Origin of the sequence: Falsochrobactrum ovis (assembly GCF_003259955.1) — a bacterium.
In the GTDB taxonomy this organism is placed as follows: domain Bacteria; phylum Pseudomonadota; class Alphaproteobacteria; order Rhizobiales; family Rhizobiaceae; genus Brucella; species Brucella ovis_A.
Genome location: NZ_QLMK01000015.1, coordinates 1 through 21,970, shown reverse-complemented (window position 1 = coordinate 21,970; position 21,970 = coordinate 1). Strand labels below are relative to the sequence as shown.

The following is a 21,970-nucleotide window of genomic DNA, read 5'->3' as shown; positions in this document are numbered from 1 at the left end:
AACAATTTTTTCATTATAAATAATAATAGATGCATATGTGTGGCTTTCTTGCCATGGTGTCTCCGCATTTGTTGTTCACTAAGCGTCCATTAACCATTAAATCGGATAATCGGAGATCACGCATTTTTAATGCAGACCTCTGACGAGGCCATAGAGGCTCTTAACGGTAAGGCGATACGATTCAATGAGCAGCATATCGACCCTAAAAGCGCGGATCGCGAAAATCAGGACAGGAATGTCTGCATCCATGCGCCGGTTCGGTAATTTCACCGTCGCCGCGCTTTTGGCGGCAGGAGCCTTAACGATGTTTTCGCCGTCCCAAGCGACGGCTGAAACCCGTTCTCTCAAGCTCTATTATGTCCATACGGGTGAAAAGGCAGAGATCACATTCAAGAAAAACGGTCGCTATCTGTCTGATGGGCTGAAGCGTTTGAACGTGTTTCTGCGTGATTGGCGTCGAAACGAACCTACCAAGATGGATCCAAGACTCTTTGATCTCATTTGGCAGGTTTACCGCGCGACCGGGTCAAACCAATATATCACCGTCGTTTCGGCTTATCGTTCTCCCGCGACGAATAATATGCTGCGCGCCAGATCAAGCGGTGTGGCCAAGAAGAGCCAGCATACTTTAGGGCGAGCCATGGACTTTTTCATACCTGGCGTGCCTCTTGCGAAACTGCGTAGCATTGCTATGCGCTATCAGCTTGGCGGCGTCGGCTATTATCCCCGCTCCGGCTCGCCTTTCGTGCATCTGGATGTGGGCAATGTCCGGTCGTGGCCGCGCATGAGCCGCCGTGAGCTATTGGCATTGTTCCCCGACGGCAAAACAGTGCATCTTCCTAGCGACGGAAAGCCATTGCCCGGCTATCAGCAAGCATTGGCAATGCTGGAAAAGCGTAAAGCATCCGGTGGCGAAATCATGATCGCTAGTAGTTCTTCCAGCAGTCCAAAGAAAAAGACGTTATTGGGCGCGATATTTGGCGGCGGCGCCGATGAGGAAGAAGATAATAATGATAGCGCTCGGCCTGCTCGCGCCACGCCTGCGCGTGCCGCCCCGGCACGTCGAGCTCCAACAGTTGCTCCTGCGCAGCCTATCCAGCAGCAGCCCGAGACTTTGATTGCAGCATTGCCTGCTCGCGATGTGCCGCGTCCGGTGGCAGCTCCGCGCCCCGATGCGGTTGTTGAGCAAGCGCCAGCGGAGGTTGAAGCTCCGGTTGTCGCGCTCAACATTCCGGTTCCGGCTCTTAAACCAGCCATTGCAGCGCAAGATCCCGTCGCACTGACAATTGCTGGTCAACTGGCTGACTCTACCGTTGCGGCGGTGGATAATGATGCTGATATGATCCAACAGGTGGCGGATGCTTCCACATCGACGCTCTTAACCGGTTATGTCCCTGTTCCAGGAACGCGGCCGCATGCTCAAGCGGATTTAATCCAATTGGCTTCCGTTGCGGTTCCTGTAGCGCGCCCCGAAATTGACGACCAACCCGCCGCGCAGGATGCGATTGCCGAAATCGTAAACAATGCAGCCGAGGATATGGCTGTCTTAGCCGATGCAGGCGCTCCGGCACCCATGAGCGCAGAGGATGCGTTGAAACATCCATTGCCTCAACCGGCTCCTCGTCGGGATACTCAACTTGCTATGGTCTCGCCAAAAGACGAGATTGGTGAGCTGATTGGGCCTCCCGAAGATGATTTTGAGGACGAAACTGTAGCGGTCGCCAAAAAACCAGAGCCCGCAAAGCCATTGGCTGAACGAATTGCCCCGGTGCAAACTGCTTCCATGGCGCCAATTGCGCGTAAGGTGAGTGAGCAGACAGCTGCTGTGGGCGAGAAGATCGACACCGGCGTGCGGACGACCGCGAAGGGCGCACGTTATGCAGCTAAATCTTCTTCGCGCCCAAAACCGATTGTGCAGCCACCGCTTCTGCCAACACCCGATGTGGTTATGGCGCAGTCCATGATGCAAAGGGCACCGGAAACCAGCCCGCATCTGCGTAATGACGCGCTGCGTTCGGCCCCGACAATGGTCTATACAACCGGCTTCCAGCGCGGAGAATTGCCAAGACAGCGCGTTCATCAGTTCAGTGGCAACGCGGTTACTTTCCTCGCTGTCGCGAGATTCTCGGAAACGAATTAAGGATCAAAATAAAAGGGGCCGCGAAGGCCCCTTTTTTGAATTAAACCATGTGGTTCATGCTTTTAGCGCGGCTGCTTCGCGTGCAAGACGCGTGATGCCGGACCAATCGCCCGCTTCTACGAGATTTTTTGGTGCGACCCATGAGCCACCAACGCAAACTACATTTGGTAATGCGAGATAGTTTTCAGCATTGGAAAGGCTGATGCCACCGGTCGGGCAAAAGAAAATATCCGATAGTGGTGAGGACAAAGCTTTTAGGAAGGCCGCGCCGCCTGCCTGTTCGGCTGGAAAAAATTTCATATACCGATAGCCTTCGTCGCGCAGCGAGAGCATTTCAGCGGGCGTGATTGCAGCAGGAAGAAGCGGAACTTCGCTATTCTGCGCCGCTGCCAGAATATTTTTGGTCACGCCTGGGCTAACGATAAAACGAGACCCGGCAGCAGCGGCTTCTTCGTAATGTTTGGCGTCTAGAATGGTGCCCGCACCGACAATAGCCTCTGGGACTTCCGCAGCGACTGCGCGAATAGCATCCAAGGCTGCGGTAGTGCGCAAAGTGATTTCGATGGCAGGAAGTCCTCCTTCTGCCAAAGCACGAGCAAGCGGGACCGCATGTTCCACCTTATCAATCAGTAAAACCGGGATAACCGATTGACCTTGGAGGACAGGGACGAGGAGGTCGGTTTTCTGAGACATATTGGGCTCGATTGTAAATGTTGAAGTTACAATCGATTTAGAGCCACGGAGTGCATTTGTCTACAGTGAGGAAAGTGACGTTGAAAAACTGGGAGCTGAAAACTGCAACATCAAGACCGATGCGCAGTGGAAGTGATCAGGCGACGCGAAGTTGGCTAAGGTTTTGCATCCAGCGATCATAGGCTACAGCCATTCTTACATCATATTGATTGCGTGCGAATGCCGGGCCATTATACCGGCGAGCAAAATTTCGCCAGTCTTTGGCCTGAAGCTCGCTGATCAATCCAGCTTTCTGGATGAAGCGTAGCATCAGAACAACCTGACCGCCGATCGAATTGCGTGCCTGCGCAGTTAATGCATCGATGCTTTCGAAACCCAACCATTCCCAGTGAGCGCCCATCACTTGCCCAAGACCCCAGGACGTGGATTCAAGTGCGGCAATGCGGTTTAATTTCATAGCGCGATTTAACAACAACCATCGGCCTGATTGGGATCGTGGATTAGGTATTCTTCCCGCATGCGGAGATGCGAGGCCTTCTTTTCGCGCCCTTTCGCGTAAGCTGCCGCTTAGACGACGGTCAAAATAATGCCCTTCAAAGCGGATTGCGGGTTCTTTTTGTCCGTTAACGTCGAACAATGCACGTCCACCGCTTTCGACTTCAACCACGGCAAGTAAGGCGGCCGGTTCAATATCGGATCTGATCGCCATTTCGATTATTGTATTCTGTGTGTGGTTATCGAACATTCATATCTCCGGGAATCGTTTCAAACAGGCTGATTGTCGCCCGGTTTGAAGTGACGGGGATAAATGACTTGAATTTGCCATTTGAGGGGGATAGTCCGATTGGAACTTTTCCAGAGATAGAACCTATGAATAACTTACCGTTTAAAGTTGCCGCACTATATTGTTTTGCCCGTTTGCCTCAATTTGAGAGCCTGCGCGAGCCGTTCACGGAATTATGCTCGTCAAATGGCATCAAAGGCACGCTGCTGCTTGCCAATGAAGGCATTAATGGCACTGTTGCCGGAAGTGCTGAAGCGATTGAAAAATTAGTGAATTTCATCACTTCCATTCCCGAGCTGTCCCAGCCGGAACTGAAATATTCCTATGCAAGCCAAATGCCCTTCTATCGTCTCAAGGTTCGTTTGAAACGTGAGATTGTCACCATGGGCGTGGATGGGATTGATCCGCTGAAAAGCGTGGGAACCTATGTGGCTCCGCAGGAATGGAATGATTTAATCGCCGATGAAAACACGGTCGTGATCGATACGCGCAATGATTATGAAGTCGCAATCGGGACTTTTGAACGGGCACTCGACCCACAAACCAAGACGTTTCGGGAGTTTCCGGAATGGGTAGAGCAAAATCGTGAAGCGCTGGAAGGCAAGAAAATAGCCATGTTCTGCACCGGGGGGATTCGCTGCGAGAAGGCTACTGCCTTTGTCAAAGGTTTGGGGTTTGACGAGGTATATCATCTCAAAGGCGGTATTTTGAAATATCTCGAAGAGGTCCCTCAGGAAAAAAGCCGTTGGAATGGCGAATGCTTTGTTTTTGACGAACGGGTTGCGGTTGGTCATGGCCTGACCGAAAGTGATGTCGAACTATGTCGTGCGTGCCGCCGGCCAGTAACGCCGGAAGACAAGCTTTCGCAATATTATGAGGAAGGAATTTCCTGCGCGGGATGTTATGATGAGCGCACACCGGAAGATCGTGCACGCTATGCCGAGAGGCAAAAGCAGATCAAATTAGCGAAATTACGTGGCTTGCCGAAGCATATTGGTAGCTAAAGAGTGGCAGCAGCAAGGGGCCCCAAACAGTCGATGATTAGCAGCAGATGATAATGATACGGATGGCGGCTTTTCTCCTTTTGGCAGCCATGATGGTTCCGTCCACCGCCTATTCCGCTGAAAAAATCTTAGTTTTTGCTGCTGCGAGCCTGAAAGATGTCATTGAAGAGGCGGCCAGCCAGTTCAAGATCCGTGGCGGCGCGCCAGTGGTTGCTTCCTTTGCAGCTTCTTCAGTTTTGGCCAAACAGATAGAAGCGGGCGCGCCAGCACAAATTTTCATATCTGCCGATCTTGATTGGATAAATTATCTCGAAGATCGCAAACTGCTTGTTGAAAATTCGCGAAAACTTATCGCCGGAAATGCGCTGATCATTGCAACGCAGCCAAGACAGAATAAATCCGATATTCGGTCGCTGCTGACTTCGGGACGCTTTGCGATGGGCGATCCCACCAATGTTCCAGCGGGCAAATATGCAAAAACTGCGTTAGAAACACTCGGTTTGTGGGCGGAGGCGAAAAATCACGCGATTTTCACGGAAAATGTTCGTGTCGCACTGCAATATGCTGCTCTAGCTGAAGTGGATGCGTCTATTGTCTATGCGTCTGATCGTAGCCATGCTGCCGAGCTCGTCGAAGCCTATCGCTTCCCCGCCTCAAGCCATCCGCCTATTCTTTATCCGGCAGCCTTAGTGGCCGGTCAAGAAACAAAGGCTGCTAGAGAATTTCTGGCTTTTCTTGCCAGCGAAGCGGGTCAGACGATTTTTCAAAATAATGGTTTTGTTAAATCGCGTGAGGCTGTCCAGTGATGTTGGATGCTGGCGTCTGGCCAATTGTGCTCTTATCGCTTCGCATTGCTGGTGCAGCAATCATCATCGCCCTGCCATTGGCCTTTGCTGTGGCCTGGGTGCTGGCACGGTATGATTTTTTTGGAAAATCGCTTCTTCAGGCAGTGGTTACCATGCCTTTGGTATTGCCGCCGGTGGTTACCGGCTATTTCCTGCTGGTGTTGTTTGGAACTCGTGGCGCATTGGGTTCGGTTTTGCAGGAATGGCTGAGTATTTCGTTTGCTTTTCGCTGGACGGGCGCTGCACTTGCCGCAGGTGTAATGGCATTTCCTTTGCTGGTACGACCAATGCGCCTTTCGATAGAGGGGCTTGATAGGGGGCTGGAAGAGGCGGCAAGAACGCTTGGCGCCAACCGAATCGTCGTTTTTTGCACAGTCATTCTTCCGGCTTTGTTGCCGGGAATTTTGGCAGGAGCCATATTGGGATTTGCCAAAGCGCTGGGCGAATTCGGAGCGACAATTACCTTCGTATCCAATATTCCAGGCGAAACGCAAACCCTTTCATTGGCGGTTTATTCCTTGTTGCAAACCCCTTCTGGCGACAATATCGCGTTACGCCTGATATTTATCTCTGTCAGCATATCGATTATTGCGGTGGTGCTTTCAGAATGGTTTCAGCGCAAGCTTTCAAGGGTTGCGCGATGAGCTGTCTTGCAGTTGCGATTACCGGTTCAAACGGCGATTTTGCGCTTAACGCAACTTTTGAGGCAGATGCTGGCGTAACTGCAATTTTCGGCCCGTCCGGCGCGGGTAAAACCACTTTGCTTAAAATGATTGCCGGGACGCAACGTCCAACGCATGGGCGCATAACGATTGGCAATATAACGTGGTTTGATTCTGAACGCCGGATCAACCTGCCGCCCGAACAGCGACGGATAGGGTATGTTTTTCAAGATTCCCGGCTATTTCCCTATATGTCCGTGCTGCGCAATTTAACCTATGCCCGCTGGGCTGGTCGGCGATCCGCACAGCGAGATCTTGACGAAGTTATAGAGATGCTCGGCATCCGGCATTTGCTAAACCGGCGACCAGATACGCTGTCCGGCGGGGAGCGACAGCGCGTGGCCATTGGTCGTGCTTTGCTGTCTGATCCATCGCTTTTGTTGCTGGACGAGCCATTATCATCGTTAGACCACGCCAGACGCCAAGAAATTTTGCCCTTTATCGAACGGCTTCGCGATGAAAGCGGGCTACCGATCCTCTATGTCAGCCATGAAGTGGATGAAGTGGCACGTCTGGCAGATAAGCTCGTTTTGCTCAAGAATGGAGTGATAGAGGCCAGCGGAAAGACAGTTGATCTTTTCACCTTGCTTGGTGAGGATGATGAAATGAGCGTGCTTTTTGAGGGCAGGGTTCTTTCTCGCGATCCCCAATATCATTTGGCCGAGGTTGATCTTGGGGGAGCGATTTTTCAACTAAGCGACCAAGATCTGCATGAAAATATGTTGGTTAGGCTTCGTATACGCTCTCGCGATGTCTCTATCGCCTGTGTCCTCCCCGATCAGATTAGTATCCGGAATGTTTTGCCAGTAACGATCATTGCTATTGAGAAAAGTGACGGCGCAGACGCTCTGCTAAAACTTAAATTTCAGCAAAAGCAGCTTTATGCCCGGCTGACTTGCCGATCCGTCGATGAACTTCAGCTTCGCGAAGGTGAACAAGTCTTTGCTCTTGTCAAAGCGGTGTCGATTGACCGTGCGTCGATGCGTCATGGCTGAAACGAAGATTCTGGTTTTCGCGGATAGGCTTTTATGCTCATCTTCGCGGCGGAGGACAAGGGCGGAGGAGAAGGGATGCGTGATTTGAGCCAATGGTCACCGCGCAAACGACCAGAACGTAAAATTCTTGACGGGCGCTATGTGCGGCTTGAGCCGCTCAATATAGCGCGGCACGGTGACGAACTTTTTGAAGTTTCTTCGGTATCAGACGCCGATGAGCGGTTCAAATGGCTCTTTGAATATCCGCCAAAAATCCGTGCTGATATGCAGCCTTGGCTTGAGAAAGCAGAAGCAAGCGATGATCCGCTCTTTTTTGCTGTCATTGACAAAGACAGTGGCAAGGTTGCCGGACGGCAGGCGCTGATGCGGGTTGAGCCTCTGCATGGAGTAATCGAGATTGGCAGCATCTATTGGGGCCCGCCAATTTCGCGAAAGCCTGCCGCTACTGAAGCGCAATTTTTGTTCATGCAATATGTTTTTGATGAATTGGGCTATCGGCGTTACGAATGGAAATGCCATAATGAAAATGGTCCGTCCAAGCGCGCTGCCGAACGTTTTGGATTTCGCTTTGAAGGCGTGTTTAGGCATCATATGGTGGTCAAAGGTCAGAACCGCGATACGGCATGGTTCTCGATTATCGATAGTGAATGGCCGGATCTAAAACAGAATTATCAGGTATGGCTTGCGCCTGAAAATTTCGATGAAAACGGACAGCAAATTCGACGGCTTGGGGAGTTCAGACATCGTGGCCGATAAAACCAACAACAAAAGTCCCGCTCTTGCAGCGATCCTTATTTTGCTTGGCTTTGGCACTCTCGCTTATTTCGTGCCGATGATTATGCTGGCACTTGGTGAATATTCCCAGATACTCGCTGTCATTTTTCCGATCATATTTGTTCTAAGCTTTTTTGCAGTGTTCTGGCTGCGAGCATTGAATCAAAGAAAGCGCGATTAAAATCGTAAAAATACAGAGGGTGAAATTGGTATACGCGGCAATTTACCCGTTCGCTCGGTCTTTAAACCATTTGGCAAGAAAATCGACCACCGCCCGGGTTTTCGCTGGCAAATATCGCCGATGGGGGTAAACCACGTAAATGCCGCCATCTTTGATGGTGAATTCGTCTAGACAAGGCACTAAACTGCCCTTTTCGATTTCTTCATCGGCAATGAAACCGGGAAGAGAGCAAAAGCCCAAACCAGCAATTGCCGCATGTTTGGTGGCTACAGGACTGTTAATTTCCATCGAACCCCGAACATTTACCGTCATCAGAGACCCGTCGCTATTACGAAAGTGCCAATTATTGCGCGAACGCGAATTGGTATCGACTATACAGGGTTTTTCAATCAAATCCTCCGGGCGCTCGGGCATTCCGACACGCTCAATCAGCGAAGGTGCGCCGCAAAGCACCACGTGGAAAGGCGCCAAGCGCTTTGCAATCAGAGAGGAATCTTGAAGGCGAGTAATGCGAATGGCCAGATCGAAACCTTCCTCGACGAGATCGACAAAGCGATCATCAAGATGGACTTCTAGAACGATTTCCGGATGTGCGAGACAAAAATCCACCAAGGATTTTCCGATTGCTGCATCTGCAAAAGTGCGGGGTGCTGAAAGTTTGACACGTCCGCGCGCATTGGCACTGGTTTCGCTCACAGCATCCTGTAAGGCATCAATGTCTCGAATAATTTCGATGGCCCGGTGATAATAGGTGTGCCCGGCTTCGGTAAGCGAAAACTGCCGGGTTGTTCGGTTCAGAAGCCGTACTCCCAGATCATCCTCCAGCTCACGCACATATTTTGAAAGCAATGCTTTCGAACGACCAATTTTGCGTGCCGCAGCTGAAAAGCCTTCTGCATCAACCACCTCTATGAAAGCGCGCATGCGGGTAAGAGTGTCCATATTTTATCCTGATGATTGGCTGGTCGTTACAAATGTTTCGTAAGGCTCGCAGTTTCATAGTCGGAGCAATTTCGGCTGAGAAGCATCGATTTTAAAAGAGCCCGATGCACATTGACGCGATTTTCAACTCCGTTGTTTATCATTTTCGCACATTGCCTGTCAGTTTATACGGGTAATTGCTGATTGGACAGACATTGTTTCAGTTTTACTGAACAGTGGATGGGTGCGTGCAGGCAAAGAAGTGCTCAAAATTAATTCTCATTTACGGAAAATTATCATTGAATCATAATGGGTTTGCGACTATATGGCATTTTGCCCAAAGTCGCACGTGCCTGTGGGTGTCCGCCGATCCTCGAATGGTGAGGAATTCGGTACGGTACCTGGACCTAACCGTTCCAGTCGATCTGATGGCCAACCGGCAGATCGAGGACATCTTGAAGCAACGACGGTGCGGGCCTTTCTGGTGTCTTCCGGCTGTCCAAAAGCCGGGATTACTGAAGAGGCACACCTTCATTGCCGGCAGTGCGGATGCGGTTCTCCCAATTCCAAGCCAAGGCAGACAAAGCGGAATGACGCGGTGATCGCGTTGTTTCACCACCGCATGAGCTTTCGTGTGAAGTCAGCACCTCCAAAGGCTGGCGTCACAGCGGTCGCCCTCATGCACACTTTGTCCCCGTTGAAACGGCATATAAGTCGTTTGGGAGAATGACCATGGCAACACAACGCATTCTGGATTTTCTGAACACCCGTCGTCCCGATGGACCTTGCTTGATTGTCGATACTGACGTTATCCGCGAAAATTTCCAAAATTTCGAAAAGGCATTGCCATATTCGCGCATTTTTTATGCGGTGAAGGCTAATCCTGCGCCAGAAATCCTGCAGCTGCTTGCTTCGCTCGGCTCTTGTTTCGACACGGCCTCGGTGGCTGAAATCGAAATGGCGCTTGATGCAGGCGCAACGCCTGATCGTATTTCATATGGCAATACGATTAAAAAAGAGCGTGATATTGCCCGCGCCTTCGAATTAGGCATTCGCCTTTATGCGGTTGATTGCGTGGAAGAAGTCGAAAAAATTGCTCGTGCAGCGCCCGGCAGCCGGGTGTTCTGCCGTGTATTGACCGATGGCGAAGGTGCAGAATGGCCATTGTCGCGCAAATTTGGCTGCGTGCCAGCAATGGCGACTGACGTTTTGCGTCATGCGAAAATATGCGGCCTCGACGCTTATGGTGTATCCTTTCATGTGGGTTCACAGCAGACCGATCTAACCGCATGGGATCGCGCTTTGGCGGATGCAGCGTCGGTATTCCGCACGCTTGCGGATGAAGGCATCATGTTGCGCATGGTCAATATGGGTGGCGGTTTCCCGACCCGCTATCTCAAAGATGTGCCCACCGCTCAAATCTATGGGATGGCGATTTTCGATGCTCTGTCCAAGCATTTTGGCAACCGTATTCCGGAAACTATTATAGAGCCGGGCCGCGGCATGGTGGGCAATGCGGGTGTGATCAAGACCGAAGTGGTTCTTATCTCACGCAAAGCGAATAATGATAATGTGCGCTGGGTTTATCTCGATATCGGCAAATTCGGCGGACTCGCTGAAACGATGGACGAGGCTATTCGCTATCAGATTGTCACTCCGCACGACGGAAGCGAAACAGAGCCTTGCGTATTGGCGGGCCCAACCTGCGATAGTGCGGATGTTCTTTATGAAAAGACGCCTTACCCGCTGCCGGTTTCGCTGACTATTGGCGATGAAGTGCTGATAAAAGGTACCGGCGCCTATACCACCACCTATTCTGCAGTGGCATTTAACGGTTTTGAGCCGCTCCAATCCTACGTGATCTAATCGACCGATGGCATCGGTCAGTGTCTAGAGCCGCCCGGCGCGTAAATGCCGGGCGATGCTCGGCTGTGCATCCGCGAAAAGCGCACCGTAAATCATGGACAAGCTGCGCCGCGCTGAGGTTATTGGCGGAAAGGTTTCCTTGATGGATTTTCGGTTGATAAAGCTATTTAGCCCGTAAAACCGGATCGAATAGGCCAACAATCGCGCAAATCACGTGAATTTCACGATGACGTCCTGTTAAAACTGCTCTAACTGTCCTAGATCAGCATTCACAGGTGCGAGGTTACGCGGCTCTAACGCTGCTTAGTGGCTTCACCTCTTCAGTTTAGCAGGCAGGTCAAAAAATGGAAAAAGCAGATATCGGAATGGTAGGACTTGGCGTGATGGGTTCTAACCTAGCGCTGAACATAGCCGAGAAAGGCTACAGGGTAGCAGTCTATGATCGGGATGAGCCTGTTCTGAATGCTTTTATAGAAAAAGCTGGTGCGCTCGCCGACCGCCTTATTCCTTGCCCAACATTTGAAGCGCTGGCCGCCAATATTCGTGCGCCGCGCCCGATTATTTTCCTCATCAAGGCTGGCGCGCCTGTCGATGCGGAAACAGCTCGCCTCAAGACCTATCTTGAAAAGGGCGACATCATGATCGATGCCGGTAATTCGGATTATCGCGACACGATGCGCCGCCTCAAGGCTTTGGGGCCGAATGATCCGACCTTTGTCGGCATGGGTGTTTCCGGTGGGGCCGAAGGTGCGCGCCATGGACCATCAATGATGGTGGGCGGGACGCAAGAGGCTTATGACCGGATTGCACCGATCCTGCTGGCGGCAGCCGCGAAATATAATGGTGAACCTTGCTGCGCATTGGTTGGTCCCGATGGTGCTGGGCATTTTGTTAAAACGATCCATAACGGCATCGAATATGCCGATATGCAGATGATCGCTGAAATTTATGGTGTTTTGCGCGATGGTCTGGGCCTTGGTGCAGCAGAGATTGGCGAAATTTTTGAAGGATGGAATGCGGGTCAGCTTAATTCCTATCTGATTGAAATTACGGCTAAAGTTCTCAAAGCCACCGATCCTGAAACCGGAAAGCCGATGGTGGATGTGATCCTTGATGAAGCGGGTCAAAAGGGCACCGGGCGCTGGTCAGCTATTGAAGCGCAAATGCTTGGCGTGCCTGCAACAGCTATTGAAGCTGCGGTTGCAGCGCGCTCGATTTCTGCCCTTAAGCGTGAGCGACTGGCGGCCGAAGAGGTTTATAAACCCGCTCCACGCACCTTAAATATTGCTGATCGCGCAAGCTTCCTTGTGGAATTGGAGCAGGGGCTTCTTGCGGGTAAAATTGCAGCCTATGCTCAAGGATTTGCTGTCATGGCTGGCGCTTCCAAGGAGCATGGATGGAATATTCCGCTGGCAACCACTGCGCGCATCTGGCGCGAGGGCTGCATTATTCGTTCGCAATTTCTCGATGATATTGCGCAAGCCTTTGAAGGCAGCGAAGTCGAAAACCTGTTATTGGTACCGGCTTTTGTCGAACGTATGCGGATTGCGTCGCAAAGCTTGCGCAAAATCGTGGCTCAAGCCGCAATGGCTGGGCTGCCGGTTCCTGCTTTGGCATCTGCGCTCAACTATTTTGACAGCTTTACCCAGTCGCTCGGAACCGCAAATGTCATTCAGGGACAGCGTGATTTCTTTGGCGCGCATGGCTTTAAGCGCGTTGATAAGGAAGGCGACTTTCACGGTCCGTGGGGCGCTTAACCCTCCAGTAGAAAAGCCGCCATCTGGCGGCTTTTTTCTTAGTCTGAGATCACCAGCAAATCATGTGCTGCAAAATGGATGGTCACCTCATCTCCCCGCTGGGGTGGTGGCTGTGTCGGGTCGTTGAAACTGTCAAATGATAACCTGTTTGTTCCCAGTGACACCCGGGTACGAATGACCGAGCCAAGAAAATGGACGTCCTCAATGATAGCATTGACCGAAGTGTCATGATTTTTGCGCGCTTCCAGACTAACAGCCTCTGGGCGTAGCGCCAAAGTAAGCGATTTACCTTTAGCATGATGGGTTAAATCATCGCGCAAAGTGATCTTGTTGCCGTCAAGCTCAATACTGTTATCTGCCGGTTCGCTAACAGTGGCTTCCAGCATATTGAGTGTCCCAACAAAAGACGCGACGAAACGAGATGCTGGGCGGTTGTAAATATCGAACGGTGTACCAATCTGATCCGCCCGGCCTTCATGCATGACCACCACGCGATCAGAAATTGATAGGGCCTCTTCCTGATCGTGGGTTACGAAAACCGTAGTAATTCCCAGCTTTTGCTGGATAGCGCGGATCTCTTGGCGCAGCGAAATGCGAATTTTGGCATCAAGCGCTGAGAGCGGCTCATCAAGCAAAAGGACTTGCGGCTTGGTCGCAAGCGCGCGGGCCAAAGCCACCCGCTGTTGTTGCCCGCCCGACATTTGATACGGAAAGCGGTCTGCCAAATGTTCCAACCGGATAAGGCTGAGCATTTCGCTGACCGTTGCATCAATTTCAGCCTTTCGTTTTCCTGAAACACGAAGCCCGAAAGAAACATTTTGGGCAACGGTCATATTCGGAAACAGCGCATAGGCCTGAAAAACCATGCCGATGCTTCGCTGATTTGGCTTGAGGTTGACGATGTCCTTGCCGTTAAGCTCGATAGCTCCGCTGTCAGGGGTTTCAAAGCCCGCGATCATACGCAATACAGTAGTTTTACCGCATCCGGACGGGCCCAAGAAGGATATGAACTCGCCTTGTTCGACAGCAAGGTTAAAATCATGAACGACGGTATTGGTGCCGAAGCTCTTTTTCAGGTTCTCGAGATTAAGAAAGGCCATGAATGTTACCCGGCAGTTATTTTGAATTTATTCAGGCGTGACATGAGCTGTAACATAATTATGCTTAGCCATGTGATGCCAAAGGATATGATCGCCAGTGCGGAGGGTTCATATGCCCGATTTGCGCCGACAAGCTGCAAATAGGGCCCGAAGGCCGGGCGGTTCAGCAATGAGGCGAGCGTGAACTCGCCGATGACAATCGCGAAGGTAATAAATGCCCCGCTCATGACACCGGAAATGACGTTGGGGAAAATAACCCTGAACATGATCGTAGTCCAATTCGCGCCCAGGCTTTGCGCGGCTTCGGTCAGTGTGCGTACATCTATCGTACGCATGGCAGTATCAATAGCGCGATACATATAGGGCAGCGATAATGTCACATAACCAAACATCAACAACAAATCGGTTGCTTTGGTTGATGATGTGAACGGCAACCATGACGATGAATTATAGATACGAAGATAGCCAAAGACGATCACGATCGCCGGAATGACCAATGGCATCAAGGTGATAAACTCGACCAAAGGACGCAGATAGGGTACGCGCAGTCTGACCCAATAAGCTGTCGGAACGACAAGCAACACCCCGAAAATGATCGTCAGAAAACCCAGGATGATAGAGTATAAGAATGTCGCCTGGAAATTTGGATCGCCGAACACGACGCGATAGGCATCAAAAGAATATTCACCCCGCCGCATGCGCAGCGAAAATTCAAATGTTCCTATCAGCGGTACGATGAAGTAAATCGCACCAATCAAAAACGCGATCCATGCGCCGATTTTTTGAACGCTAAAACCCTTTTTCATCGTTGCCACCTTTCAGCGCGCATACGCAGCCAGATGTAAAGGAGGTTGGACAGGGCTGTAATAACGATCATGCCTAGCGCAAGGGCGTAGCCTAAATGCTGATTGTGCAAAACATCGCCACGAATCTGCGCATAAAGCAGGATAGGCACGATGTTGAGTGAGGACCCGGTTAATGCATAGGCCGTGGCGACGGCACCAAAAGCATTGGCAAAAAGCAGCAAGGTTGTGCCCAATAGGCTAGGCCACAAAATCGGAAAGGCCACCATGCGCCAATATTGCAAATTGGTTGCGCCTAAGATCGACGAAGCTTCCCGCCATTCTTTTTTGAGGCCGTCCAGCGCTGGGGTTAAAATGAGGACCATCAACGGAATCTGAAAGAACAAATAAGTGATGGTTAGTCCCCAAAAGCTAAGTAAATTGAAGCCCGTGGAATAGAGATTAAAGCCGAACCACTCGCGCAGCAACACTGTCACAAGTCCGGTGCGCCCTAAAGTTGCAAGAAAGGCAAAAGCAAGAGGTATTCCAGCGAAGTTGGACGCAACCCCGGAAAAGGTCAAAACCGCCGGTCGAAGCCAGCGCGGCAAATTGCCAAGCACCACAGACCAAGCTAGGAAAAAGCCAATGATCGCACCACCCACAGCGGAGGCGAAACTAACTTTGAGCGAAACCCAATAGGCGCTCATGATCTGCGGTTCAAAAAGATCTTTTATATTCTGGAAGGTAAAATTGCCTGCCGAATCCTGAAACGCGCCCACCACGAGATACATGGTCGGCCAAAGAAGAAATAAGAAAGCGAACAGAAAAAAAGGCGCGACGCCAAGCCATGAAAGCGGAATTTGACGCTTACGCTTTGTGCTCCCAGAAATTGTGCTTCCAGACATAGCGCCCGGAGATGGGGTTGAATTGGCAGTGCTCATGCAGTCTTTCTTCAGATGACTGAGAGTTCTGCGGCGACCAGAGGATGACCGCCACAGAACTTGACCATAAATATCCGCGGATTATTGAACGTTAGCGCCGACGACGCTGTCCCATTCCTTGGTGATGACTTCTTGAGCGGCTTCGATTTCGTCAAGCGTCGGGAAAATAGCCTTTTGATAAGCTTCTGCTGGCGGTAATTTGTCCAACAGATCCTGTGGTATCTTCCCAGCTTCAACCATGGCGTTGAACCGAATCGGATGGCAATAGCCCTTCAGATAGCCGATCTGTCCTTCATCTGAATAAAGATGTTCCATCCAAAGCTTTGCTGCATTTGGATGCGGCGCGTAAGCGCTGATCGCCTGAACGTAAACACCTGCAATCACGCCGGAATTTGGAATGATGGTTTCAATCTCAGGATTGCCGTTTAAAGTGTCGCGGTCTGCAAGAGAATTGTAGTCCCAGCGGACAACGATGGGTGTCGATCCTTGGGCAAGAGATGCAGCCTTGCCGATCACCGGAACGAAATTCCCATTAGCATTCAACTCTTTATAAAATTCAAGGCCTCTTTTGCCTGCCTCTTCCGCTGATTCAGCACCCCGGGCAATGCCTGCTGCTTGAACGCTAAGAATTGCCTGGGTCGAAACGCGAGGATCGCCCGCGAGCGCAACCGCGTTGGCATACTCGCTTTTCAAAAGGTCTTCCCAATCTTGCGGAAGATTCTGAACGATGTCTTTATTTATCTCAAAAGCGAGAACGCCGTAATAATCGCCGTACCAATAGCCTTCGGGATCTTTCGCATTGTCAGGGATTTCATCCCAAGTGGACACTTTATAGGGCTGGAGCAAACCTTCCTTCTTGGCAGAGGTTCCAAAAGCAAAGCCGACATCAATGACGTCTGGTGCCTGCGGGCCCTTATTGTTTTTGTTCGCTTTGATTGCCTCGATTTCGTCGCCCGAGCCGGCGTCAGGGTTCAACTCATTGACCTTAATGCCGTATTTATCTTTAAAACTTTGAATAATTTCCCCATAGCCGCACCAATCGTGAGGCAAAGCAATAGTGGTCAGCTCCCCTTCCGCTTTTGCTGCGGCAATCAATTCCTCTGACGGTTCCGCGACCGCAATTGAAACGCCCGTAACGGCAATCGCAGTCGTAATAGTCAATAGGCGCGTGGTATGAATTAGCATTCTCGACTCCCAAATTCAGTCAGGTCGAACGTCTTTGGATGATTCCCGCGTTCGTTTTCCCGATAGCTACCCTCAATGACGTCCTGATGACATAATGGCGCCATCAGGCAAGTGAACCATTTTTTCAGAGGCTTAGCAAACGCCATTGGATGGTTTATCCAAAATATTCACGAAGAATCGTAGGAAGTCCAAATCTGATAAAGTCCAGATCTGCGGATATGACCAGATCTGATTGGACCATAGCACAGAGATTATTCTGACAAGACCTTACAAGGTTGCGTGTTTTGACCTGCTATTTGAACAAAATATCCGCAAGCGAATTTCGACCAGAGAGAGTCAGCCGGAATCACTTTCATTTGGCTCTGCGCCGCGGGGCCAAGATCATCCGGGCAAGGTGTTCTTAAAAGGAACACTTTGGGGCGTGAACGGGGCTTTACAATATATCAGTCACTTTTTTCGAAACGGTTTTCAAGGAAAAGCCACATTTTATACTGTTTTTGTGTGTAAGTTTCCGCAATCAATTAATTGTGGGACGTCCCAAATCCCATTTTTACCTGACTTAAAACAATTAAAGCCACTTAAATAATGATTTTTGTGTTTTTACACGACAGCAAGAATTGACCAAATTTTACCAAGGATATTGGCCTAATGACTCTTGATTTGATCCATTTTCCAAATTTTAAACGAACTTTTTTCGGTACCGCTTTTCAGAGCGATACCTTGGCGCTTTTGAGCCGCATTCGCGATGAAATTGGCTGCCGACATATTATCCATAATTTCCGAGGACGGGTAGGGGACTGCACTAGACCCGGTTCTTCGGACCTAACTGTTGTGCTGACTGTACCTACGAATTGGGCAACGCGCTATGCCAGCAAGAACTATTTTGTAGTTGATCCAATTTTTCAGGAAGACGCACCATATTTTCGCAATGATGCCAGCGGCATTGTAAGAGATCTAAAAGAAGATGCCGATATTTGCCCAGCGGTTGCCGAATTACTGCAAGACGCAGAGAAGCATAGTATCGGGAATGTCTTTATTGCTGTATCAGCGCGCAATCCAAAAGGTGCGCCAGGGTGCACTTTGTTTAGTTTTGACATGGATGAAGGAGAAGATCGCAAGCAGTTCGTCGCCCGATTGCGGCCGCGGCTATTGAGCCTTTCCGGTCTTATCCATAATGCCCTTTGTGGCTGTAAAGATCCAAGTGCCGTGGCATCATTGTTGACACCGCGCGAAATTGATTGTCTGCGTTGGGCTGCTAATGGCAAGACCGACGGGGAGATCGCTGAAATTCTTAATATTGCCCGCTGGACGGTGGTTACATATCTGCAAAATGCGAAGATCAAGCTTAATTGTTCTAATCGCACATCAGCGGTAGCGACGGCACTTTCTCTAGGCTTTATCGAAATGCCGGAAGTTCAACATTTAATGTAAATTCGGCATTGGCTGATCGAGGATGGTTTCCATTCCGGTCAGCTGTTTGAACTTTCCGATTTGAGAAAAGCGCCATTGATTATTTGCTTGCATCTAAATGCATGCAGCTTAATCGGCTTTTGGGAAGCGTTCGGCGAACAGCAAGATAGAACCCGCTAAGCCAGCGGAAATTCATCAATGTTCTGTGCATTTTTTACAAAGACCGCGCAGCTCAAGTGTCGTTTTGTTGGTTTCAAATCCGTTTTGTAAGCCCCACGCGCTGACCAAATTTTCAATCGCTGTATCGGAAAATTCAGTGATCTGGCCACATTGATCGCAAATTGCAAAAGCAATGAGATCATGATTATGACATTGCGGATGAGCACAAGCGACGAAAGCATTGAGGCTTTCGAGCCGATGGATCATTCCGTAATCGAGTAATTTTTCCAAAGCGCGATAGACTTGCAAAGGCGCACGAAAACCATCGCCACGCAGCTGGTCGAGAATGGTATAAGCGCTCAGCGGTCCTTCCGCTTTGGACAAAACGTCAAAAACCAGCGTCTGATTGCGGGTTAATTCCGGTGAGGCGTGATGTTGGCGATGATTGTTCATTGTCCAGGGGTCCATTTGGTTGAAGCCTCTAGATTTGGTTCTGCCGAAACCGTAGGCGGAGAATCGCTGCGCGGTTTTCCACGAACCAGCCTATTTAAGGGTAAGAGATTGAGAATGAAAATAGCCAGAGCGGCAACGACGATTGAGGGGCCGGACGGGGTGTCGAAATGACGAGACCCATATAGGCCACCAATAACCCCCACAACACCAATCAAAGAGGCGAGAACAGCCATTTGCTCCGGCGATGACCCGTAACGCCGTGCTGTTGCGGCCGGAATGATTAGCAATGACGTGATTAACAGAATGCCGACAATTTTCATCGCGATTGCAATCACAATTGCAAGAAGAAGCATGAAGACAATTCGGCAAAGTGCGGGGTTTTGACCCTCTGCACGTGCGATATCTTCGCTTACTGTCGCAGCAAGAAGAGGGTGCCACAACTTGGTCAACACGCCTAATACGAGAATCCCGCCTCCATATATAAAGCCTATATCCATTCGTGAGACGGCCAAAAGATCGCCGAAAAGAAACGACAGCAAATCAACGCGTATCCATGTCATAAATGCGACGATGACAAGCCCCAAAGCCAGCGTTGCATGAGACAGAATTCCAAGAAGAGAATCGCTTGATAAAGTATGGCGACTTTGTAGGGGCAGCAGCAAGCCAGATATCACGACTGCAACAGTGAAGACACCAACCATCAGATTAATGTCGAGCATAATCGCCAGCGCCACACCAAGCAGCGCTGAGTGAGCCATGGTGTCGCCAAAATAGGCCATTCTCCGCCAGACGATAAAACAGCCAAGCGGGCCTGCGATTAGCGCAATCCCAACGCCAGCAACAAGCGCACGGGTGAAAAAATCATCCAGCATCAGCCCGTTCCCTCATGGTGATGATGTCCATCTTCCGCATGGCAATGTTCGGTTATGCTTCCATCCGCATGGAGCACACGACCGTCGGGTAAATGTGTGTGATCGTGATGATGCTCGTAAAAGGCTAAAACACCGGCGGCGCGGCTTCCAAATAATTTCATATATTCGGGACTTGCGGTTACATCCCGAGGTGATCCGCTGCAACAAACATGTCCGTTCAAACAGATGACCCGATCAGTTGCGGCCATGACCAAATGGAGATCATGAGATATCAACAAAATACCGCAGCCAGTCTCATCGCGCAGCCGGGCGATCAATTCATAAAGCGCAGCTTCTCCAGAAAAATCTACGCCCTGCACAGGTTCGTCCAGCACCATAATATCTGGTTTTTTGGCAAGCGCGCGCGCTATCAACGCACGCTGAAGTTCGCCTCCGGACAAATGAGCCACCTCGGCTTTGAGAAGATGCGGTATGCCGACGACGTCCAGTGCCCGTTCTATTTCTTTGTCGCTCAATTTTCCCGTGAGAGTCATTAGACGCTTCACCGAAAGCGGCAAATTTGGATCAATCGTGATGGTCTGTGGAACGTAACCAATCTGAAGGCCATCCTTATGAATGACTTTTCCGGTGTCGGGTTTGAGCACGCGCAAAGCCAGCTTAGCAGTTGTGCTTTTTCCCGCACCATTAGGGCCAATAAGGGTAACGATCTCCCCCCGGTGTAAGGCTAAATCGATATCGCGCACCAGCCAACGGCCCGCACGATAAATTCCGGCCTTTTCTAATTTAATGAGTAGCTCTTGTCCGCTCGTTATGGGGTGACCAAATTTTGAGGTCATGACCGCGCTTTCGCTCTAAAATCATTATGGCTTTCAACAAGCCACCGCCGGTTGTGATTGATAAGAATAATCAAAAACTATTGCCTGCCCGAAATAGCTATATTACATGATCGGATTATTGTTATAACATCACATATATAATGTCGCTAATCATGGTTAAACGTCAAGTGAGGCCGTATGAATTTTTTTCTTAATATTGTTATTAGCTGCGGCTTTCTTCTTGCGACGGCGGTGTCAGCCTATGCTGAGAGAGACGGGGTAGTTGTTTCTATCAAGCCGCTGCATTCACTGGTTTCGGCGGTTATGGAGGGTGTGGGCGAACCTTCGTTGATTGTGCAAGGCGCAGGCTCAGAACATGTTTATAGCTTAAAACCTTCCGATGCCGAGGCATTACAAAATGCGAAGGTGATTTTCTGGGCGGGGCCCGCCATGGAAAACTTTCTCGCTAAATCAATTGAAACATTAGGCGAGGGCGCGCAAGTTTATCCTTTAGTGGAAACTCCAAACCTAAAATTATTGAATTTGCGCGAAGGAGGACCGTTCGAGGCTCATGATCACAGCGAAAATCATGAAGAGCCTGTAAATGCGCATGAAAATAGCACTCACGCTCATGATTCGGATCGCGCTGTTCACCACGAGCATCAGGAATATGATTTGCATTTCTGGCTTGATCCCGAAAATGCCAAGATAGTTTTATATGAAATTGCGCGAGTTTTAAGTAAGAACGATCCTGCTCACGCTACCCAATTTGCTGATAATGCGAAGAATTATGCGCAACGACTTGACGCGCTAACCAAAGACGTCACGGCTGAACTCTCGCCTATCCGGGGCAAGCCTTTCATCGTTTTTCATGATGCATACCAGTATTTCGAGAATCGATTCGGCCTCACCGTTGCCGGTTCGATTACTGTAAGCCCTGAAAAAGCGCCTGGTGCTGCGCGAATCAAAGAGATTCGGGAGAAAGTGAAAGCTCTTGGCGCGACCTGCGTTTTTGCAGAACCGCAATTTGAGCCTCGGATAATCGACACTATTATTGAAGGAACGCCCGCTAAGGTCGGTATTTTAGATCCATTAGGGTCCGAACTCGAAAATGGGCCGAATCTTTATATTGAACTAATTCGTAATTTGGCAGAATCGCTGACTTCCTGCCTTAAGGACCAATAGTCGATTCGCATGGTAAGCTGAGCTAAGCCAATCTATTGAACCGAACGCCAGCGGTATCGCATGAATCAAAAAGATAATATGAAGTCGCTTTCCGGCTTCTGGCCCTATTTATTTCTATCCGGCTCAGCCTTTAAACGGCGTTTTTAACGTCCGATATATAATAAAGACAGGAATAACGCTGTGCCTCTGAATTCCGGGCACAGCTCTGGCTACTCTGGCGCTTGAATTCAATTTTTTAATTCCCATATCCGAGCCCTGTGGAAAAGTATTCCTTCTTTTTTGCATTTTGTTTGTTGACAGTTTTGTTTGTTGGGGTCTATATGGCTTCACAACGAGGGCGGCGGCGCTGCTAGCGGCAGGTTGCTTCGTCCTTGTTTACTTTGCAT

21 protein-coding genes are annotated in these 21,970 nt (G+C 50.1%); 11 read left to right on the top strand and 10 right to left on the bottom strand.

Annotation, left to right across the window (positions count from 1 at the left end; genetic code table 11):
• Positions 1–184 precede the first annotated feature (184 nt).
• Entirely contained in the window at positions 185–2,140 is a 1,956-nt protein-coding gene (gene mepK, locus C7374_RS13460) for a peptidoglycan L,D-endopeptidase MepK (RefSeq protein WP_111576144.1), read from the top strand.
• 54 nt (positions 2,141–2,194) lie between these two features.
• Here mepK and C7374_RS13455 read toward each other — a convergent pair whose 3' ends face one another.
• Positions 2,195–2,833 (bottom strand): 2-dehydro-3-deoxy-phosphogluconate aldolase, encoded by a 639-nt coding sequence (locus tag C7374_RS13455; RefSeq protein ID WP_111576143.1) that lies wholly within the window; start codon positions 2,831–2,833, stop codon positions 2,195–2,197.
• A 136-nt stretch (positions 2,834–2,969) separates the two neighbouring features.
• Positions 2,970–3,578, bottom strand: a complete 609-nt coding sequence (locus C7374_RS13450; protein ID WP_111576142.1) for an N-acetylmuramidase family protein — start codon at positions 3,576–3,578, stop codon at positions 2,970–2,972.
• Positions 3,579–3,703: 125 nt separating this feature from the next.
• On the opposite strand from C7374_RS13450, the gene trhO reads away from it, so the two are divergent.
• From trhO to C7374_RS13420, 6 genes are all read left to right on the top strand, one after another.
• The gene (trhO, locus tag C7374_RS13445) at positions 3,704–4,621 is read left to right on the top strand and encodes an oxygen-dependent tRNA uridine(34) hydroxylase TrhO (RefSeq protein WP_111576141.1); all 918 of its coding nucleotides are present in this window, start codon (positions 3,704–3,706) and stop codon (positions 4,619–4,621) included.
• A gap of 53 nt (positions 4,622–4,674) precedes the next feature.
• The gene (gene modA / locus C7374_RS13440; RefSeq protein WP_374850494.1) at positions 4,675–5,427 is read left to right on the top strand and encodes a molybdate ABC transporter substrate-binding protein; all 753 of its coding nucleotides are present in this window, start codon (positions 4,675–4,677) and stop codon (positions 5,425–5,427) included.
• Positions 5,427–6,110, top strand: a complete 684-nt coding sequence (gene modB / locus C7374_RS13435) for a molybdate ABC transporter permease subunit (protein WP_111576140.1) — start codon at positions 5,427–5,429, stop codon at positions 6,108–6,110. Before modA ends, modB begins: the two co-directional genes overlap by 1 nt.
• Positions 6,107–7,183 carry a molybdenum ABC transporter ATP-binding protein gene (modC, locus tag C7374_RS13430; protein ID WP_111576139.1) on the top strand — a complete coding sequence of 359 codons (1,077 nt, stop codon included), beginning with the start codon at positions 6,107–6,109 and terminating at the stop codon, positions 7,181–7,183. The genes modB and modC overlap by 4 nt, the downstream gene beginning before the upstream one ends.
• A gap of 75 nt (positions 7,184–7,258) precedes the next feature.
• Positions 7,259–7,939 carry a GNAT family N-acetyltransferase gene (locus tag C7374_RS13425; protein WP_111576167.1) on the top strand — a complete coding sequence of 227 codons (681 nt, stop codon included), beginning with the start codon at positions 7,259–7,261 and terminating at the stop codon, positions 7,937–7,939.
• On the top strand, positions 7,929–8,138 hold the full coding sequence (locus C7374_RS13420; protein ID WP_374850491.1) for a hypothetical protein: 210 nt from the start codon (positions 7,929–7,931) through the stop codon (positions 8,136–8,138). The genes C7374_RS13425 and C7374_RS13420 overlap by 11 nt, the downstream gene beginning before the upstream one ends.
• A 42-nt stretch (positions 8,139–8,180) precedes the next feature.
• Here C7374_RS13420 and C7374_RS13415 read toward each other — a convergent pair whose 3' ends face one another.
• Positions 8,181–9,080: a LysR family transcriptional regulator gene (locus tag C7374_RS13415; protein WP_111576138.1), complete on the bottom strand. Its 900-nt coding sequence runs from the start codon at positions 9,078–9,080 to the stop codon at positions 8,181–8,183.
• Between the two features lie 711 nt (positions 9,081–9,791).
• On the opposite strand from C7374_RS13415, the gene C7374_RS13405 reads away from it, so the two are divergent.
• A complete protein-coding gene (locus C7374_RS13405; protein WP_111576136.1) occupies positions 9,792–10,925 on the top strand; it encodes a type III PLP-dependent enzyme in 1,134 nt (377 codons plus the stop codon).
• Positions 10,926–11,269: 344 nt separating this feature from the next.
• Positions 11,270–12,682 carry an NADP-dependent phosphogluconate dehydrogenase gene (gene gndA, locus C7374_RS13400; RefSeq protein ID WP_111576135.1) on the top strand — a complete coding sequence of 471 codons (1,413 nt, stop codon included), beginning with the start codon at positions 11,270–11,272 and terminating at the stop codon, positions 12,680–12,682.
• A 38-nt stretch (positions 12,683–12,720) separates the two neighbouring features.
• Here the strand turns inward: gndA and C7374_RS13395 are convergent, their stop codons facing one another.
• From C7374_RS13395 to C7374_RS13380, 4 genes are all read right to left on the bottom strand, one after another.
• Positions 12,721–13,782, bottom strand: coding sequence for an ABC transporter ATP-binding protein (locus C7374_RS13395; protein WP_111576134.1), 1,062 nt, complete (start codon positions 13,780–13,782; stop codon positions 12,721–12,723).
• Positions 13,783–13,787: 5 nt separating this feature from the next.
• On the bottom strand, positions 13,788–14,588 hold the full coding sequence (locus C7374_RS13390; protein WP_111576133.1) for an ABC transporter permease: 801 nt from the start codon (positions 14,586–14,588) through the stop codon (positions 13,788–13,790).
• Complete coding sequence (locus C7374_RS13385) at positions 14,585–15,469, bottom strand: ABC transporter permease (RefSeq protein WP_111576166.1); 885 nt, start codon at positions 15,467–15,469, stop codon at positions 14,585–14,587. Before C7374_RS13385 ends, C7374_RS13390 begins: the two co-directional genes overlap by 4 nt.
• Before the next feature lie 117 nt (positions 15,470–15,586).
• On the bottom strand, positions 15,587–16,690 hold the full coding sequence (locus C7374_RS13380) for an ABC transporter substrate-binding protein (RefSeq protein WP_111576132.1): 1,104 nt from the start codon (positions 16,688–16,690) through the stop codon (positions 15,587–15,589).
• Positions 16,691–17,338: 648 nt separating this feature from the next.
• On the opposite strand from C7374_RS13380, the gene C7374_RS13375 reads away from it, so the two are divergent.
• Positions 17,339–18,121, top strand: a complete 783-nt coding sequence (locus C7374_RS13375) for a helix-turn-helix transcriptional regulator (RefSeq protein ID WP_111576131.1) — start codon at positions 17,339–17,341, stop codon at positions 18,119–18,121.
• 174 nt (positions 18,122–18,295) lie between these two features.
• On the opposite strand, the gene C7374_RS13370 is transcribed toward C7374_RS13375, so the two are convergent.
• The 3 genes from C7374_RS13370 to C7374_RS13360 are packed head-to-tail and all read right to left on the bottom strand — an operon-like array spanning position 18,296 to position 20,420.
• Complete coding sequence (locus C7374_RS13370) at positions 18,296–18,712, bottom strand: Fur family transcriptional regulator (RefSeq protein ID WP_111576165.1); 417 nt, start codon at positions 18,710–18,712, stop codon at positions 18,296–18,298.
• On the bottom strand, positions 18,709–19,584 hold the full coding sequence (locus C7374_RS13365; RefSeq protein WP_111576130.1) for a metal ABC transporter permease: 876 nt from the start codon (positions 19,582–19,584) through the stop codon (positions 18,709–18,711). The genes C7374_RS13370 and C7374_RS13365 overlap by 4 nt, the downstream gene beginning before the upstream one ends.
• Positions 19,584–20,420, bottom strand: a complete 837-nt coding sequence (locus C7374_RS13360) for an ATP-binding cassette domain-containing protein (protein WP_111576129.1) — start codon at positions 20,418–20,420, stop codon at positions 19,584–19,586. Before C7374_RS13360 ends, C7374_RS13365 begins: the two co-directional genes overlap by 1 nt.
• Positions 20,421–20,597: 177 nt before the next feature.
• On the opposite strand from C7374_RS13360, the gene znuA reads away from it, so the two are divergent.
• Positions 20,598–21,584 (top strand): zinc ABC transporter substrate-binding protein ZnuA, encoded by a 987-nt coding sequence (gene znuA / locus C7374_RS13355; protein ID WP_111576128.1) that lies wholly within the window; start codon positions 20,598–20,600, stop codon positions 21,582–21,584.
• Positions 21,585–21,970: the final 386 nt, after the last annotated feature.

What these genes read in the sequence shown, in the direction of transcription:
- mepK (WP_111576144.1), top strand. Translation starts at nt 185, where the DNA reads ATGAGCAGCATATCGACCCTAAAAGCGCGGATCGCGAAAATCAGGACA.
- C7374_RS13455 (WP_111576143.1), bottom strand. Translation starts at nt 2,833, where the DNA reads ATGTCTCAGAAAACCGACCTCCTCGTCCCTGTCCTCCAAGGTCAATCG.
- C7374_RS13450 (WP_111576142.1), bottom strand. Translation starts at nt 3,578, where the DNA reads ATGTTCGATAACCACACACAGAATACAATAATCGAAATGGCGATCAGA.
- trhO (WP_111576141.1), top strand. Translation starts at nt 3,704, where the DNA reads ATGAATAACTTACCGTTTAAAGTTGCCGCACTATATTGTTTTGCCCGT.
- modA (WP_374850494.1), top strand. Translation starts at nt 4,675, where the DNA reads ATGATACGGATGGCGGCTTTTCTCCTTTTGGCAGCCATGATGGTTCCG.
- modB (WP_111576140.1), top strand. Translation starts at nt 5,427, where the DNA reads ATGTTGGATGCTGGCGTCTGGCCAATTGTGCTCTTATCGCTTCGCATT.
- modC (WP_111576139.1), top strand. Translation starts at nt 6,107, where the DNA reads ATGAGCTGTCTTGCAGTTGCGATTACCGGTTCAAACGGCGATTTTGCG.
- C7374_RS13425 (WP_111576167.1), top strand. Translation starts at nt 7,259, where the DNA reads ATGCGTGATTTGAGCCAATGGTCACCGCGCAAACGACCAGAACGTAAA.
- C7374_RS13415 (WP_111576138.1), bottom strand. Translation starts at nt 9,080, where the DNA reads ATGGACACTCTTACCCGCATGCGCGCTTTCATAGAGGTGGTTGATGCA.
- C7374_RS13405 (WP_111576136.1), top strand. Translation starts at nt 9,792, where the DNA reads ATGGCAACACAACGCATTCTGGATTTTCTGAACACCCGTCGTCCCGAT.
- gndA (WP_111576135.1), top strand. Translation starts at nt 11,270, where the DNA reads ATGGAAAAAGCAGATATCGGAATGGTAGGACTTGGCGTGATGGGTTCT.
- C7374_RS13395 (WP_111576134.1), bottom strand. Translation starts at nt 13,782, where the DNA reads ATGGCCTTTCTTAATCTCGAGAACCTGAAAAAGAGCTTCGGCACCAAT.
- C7374_RS13390 (WP_111576133.1), bottom strand. Translation starts at nt 14,588, where the DNA reads ATGAAAAAGGGTTTTAGCGTTCAAAAAATCGGCGCATGGATCGCGTTT.
- C7374_RS13385 (WP_111576166.1), bottom strand. Translation starts at nt 15,469, where the DNA reads ATGTCTGGAAGCACAATTTCTGGGAGCACAAAGCGTAAGCGTCAAATT.
- C7374_RS13380 (WP_111576132.1), bottom strand. Translation starts at nt 16,690, where the DNA reads ATGCTAATTCATACCACGCGCCTATTGACTATTACGACTGCGATTGCC.
- C7374_RS13375 (WP_111576131.1), top strand. Translation starts at nt 17,339, where the DNA reads ATGACTCTTGATTTGATCCATTTTCCAAATTTTAAACGAACTTTTTTC.
- C7374_RS13370 (WP_111576165.1), bottom strand. Translation starts at nt 18,712, where the DNA reads ATGAACAATCATCGCCAACATCACGCCTCACCGGAATTAACCCGCAAT.
- C7374_RS13365 (WP_111576130.1), bottom strand. Translation starts at nt 19,584, where the DNA reads ATGCTGGATGATTTTTTCACCCGTGCGCTTGTTGCTGGCGTTGGGATT.
- C7374_RS13360 (WP_111576129.1), bottom strand. Translation starts at nt 20,420, where the DNA reads ATGACCTCAAAATTTGGTCACCCCATAACGAGCGGACAAGAGCTACTC.
- znuA (WP_111576128.1), top strand. Translation starts at nt 20,598, where the DNA reads ATGAATTTTTTTCTTAATATTGTTATTAGCTGCGGCTTTCTTCTTGCG.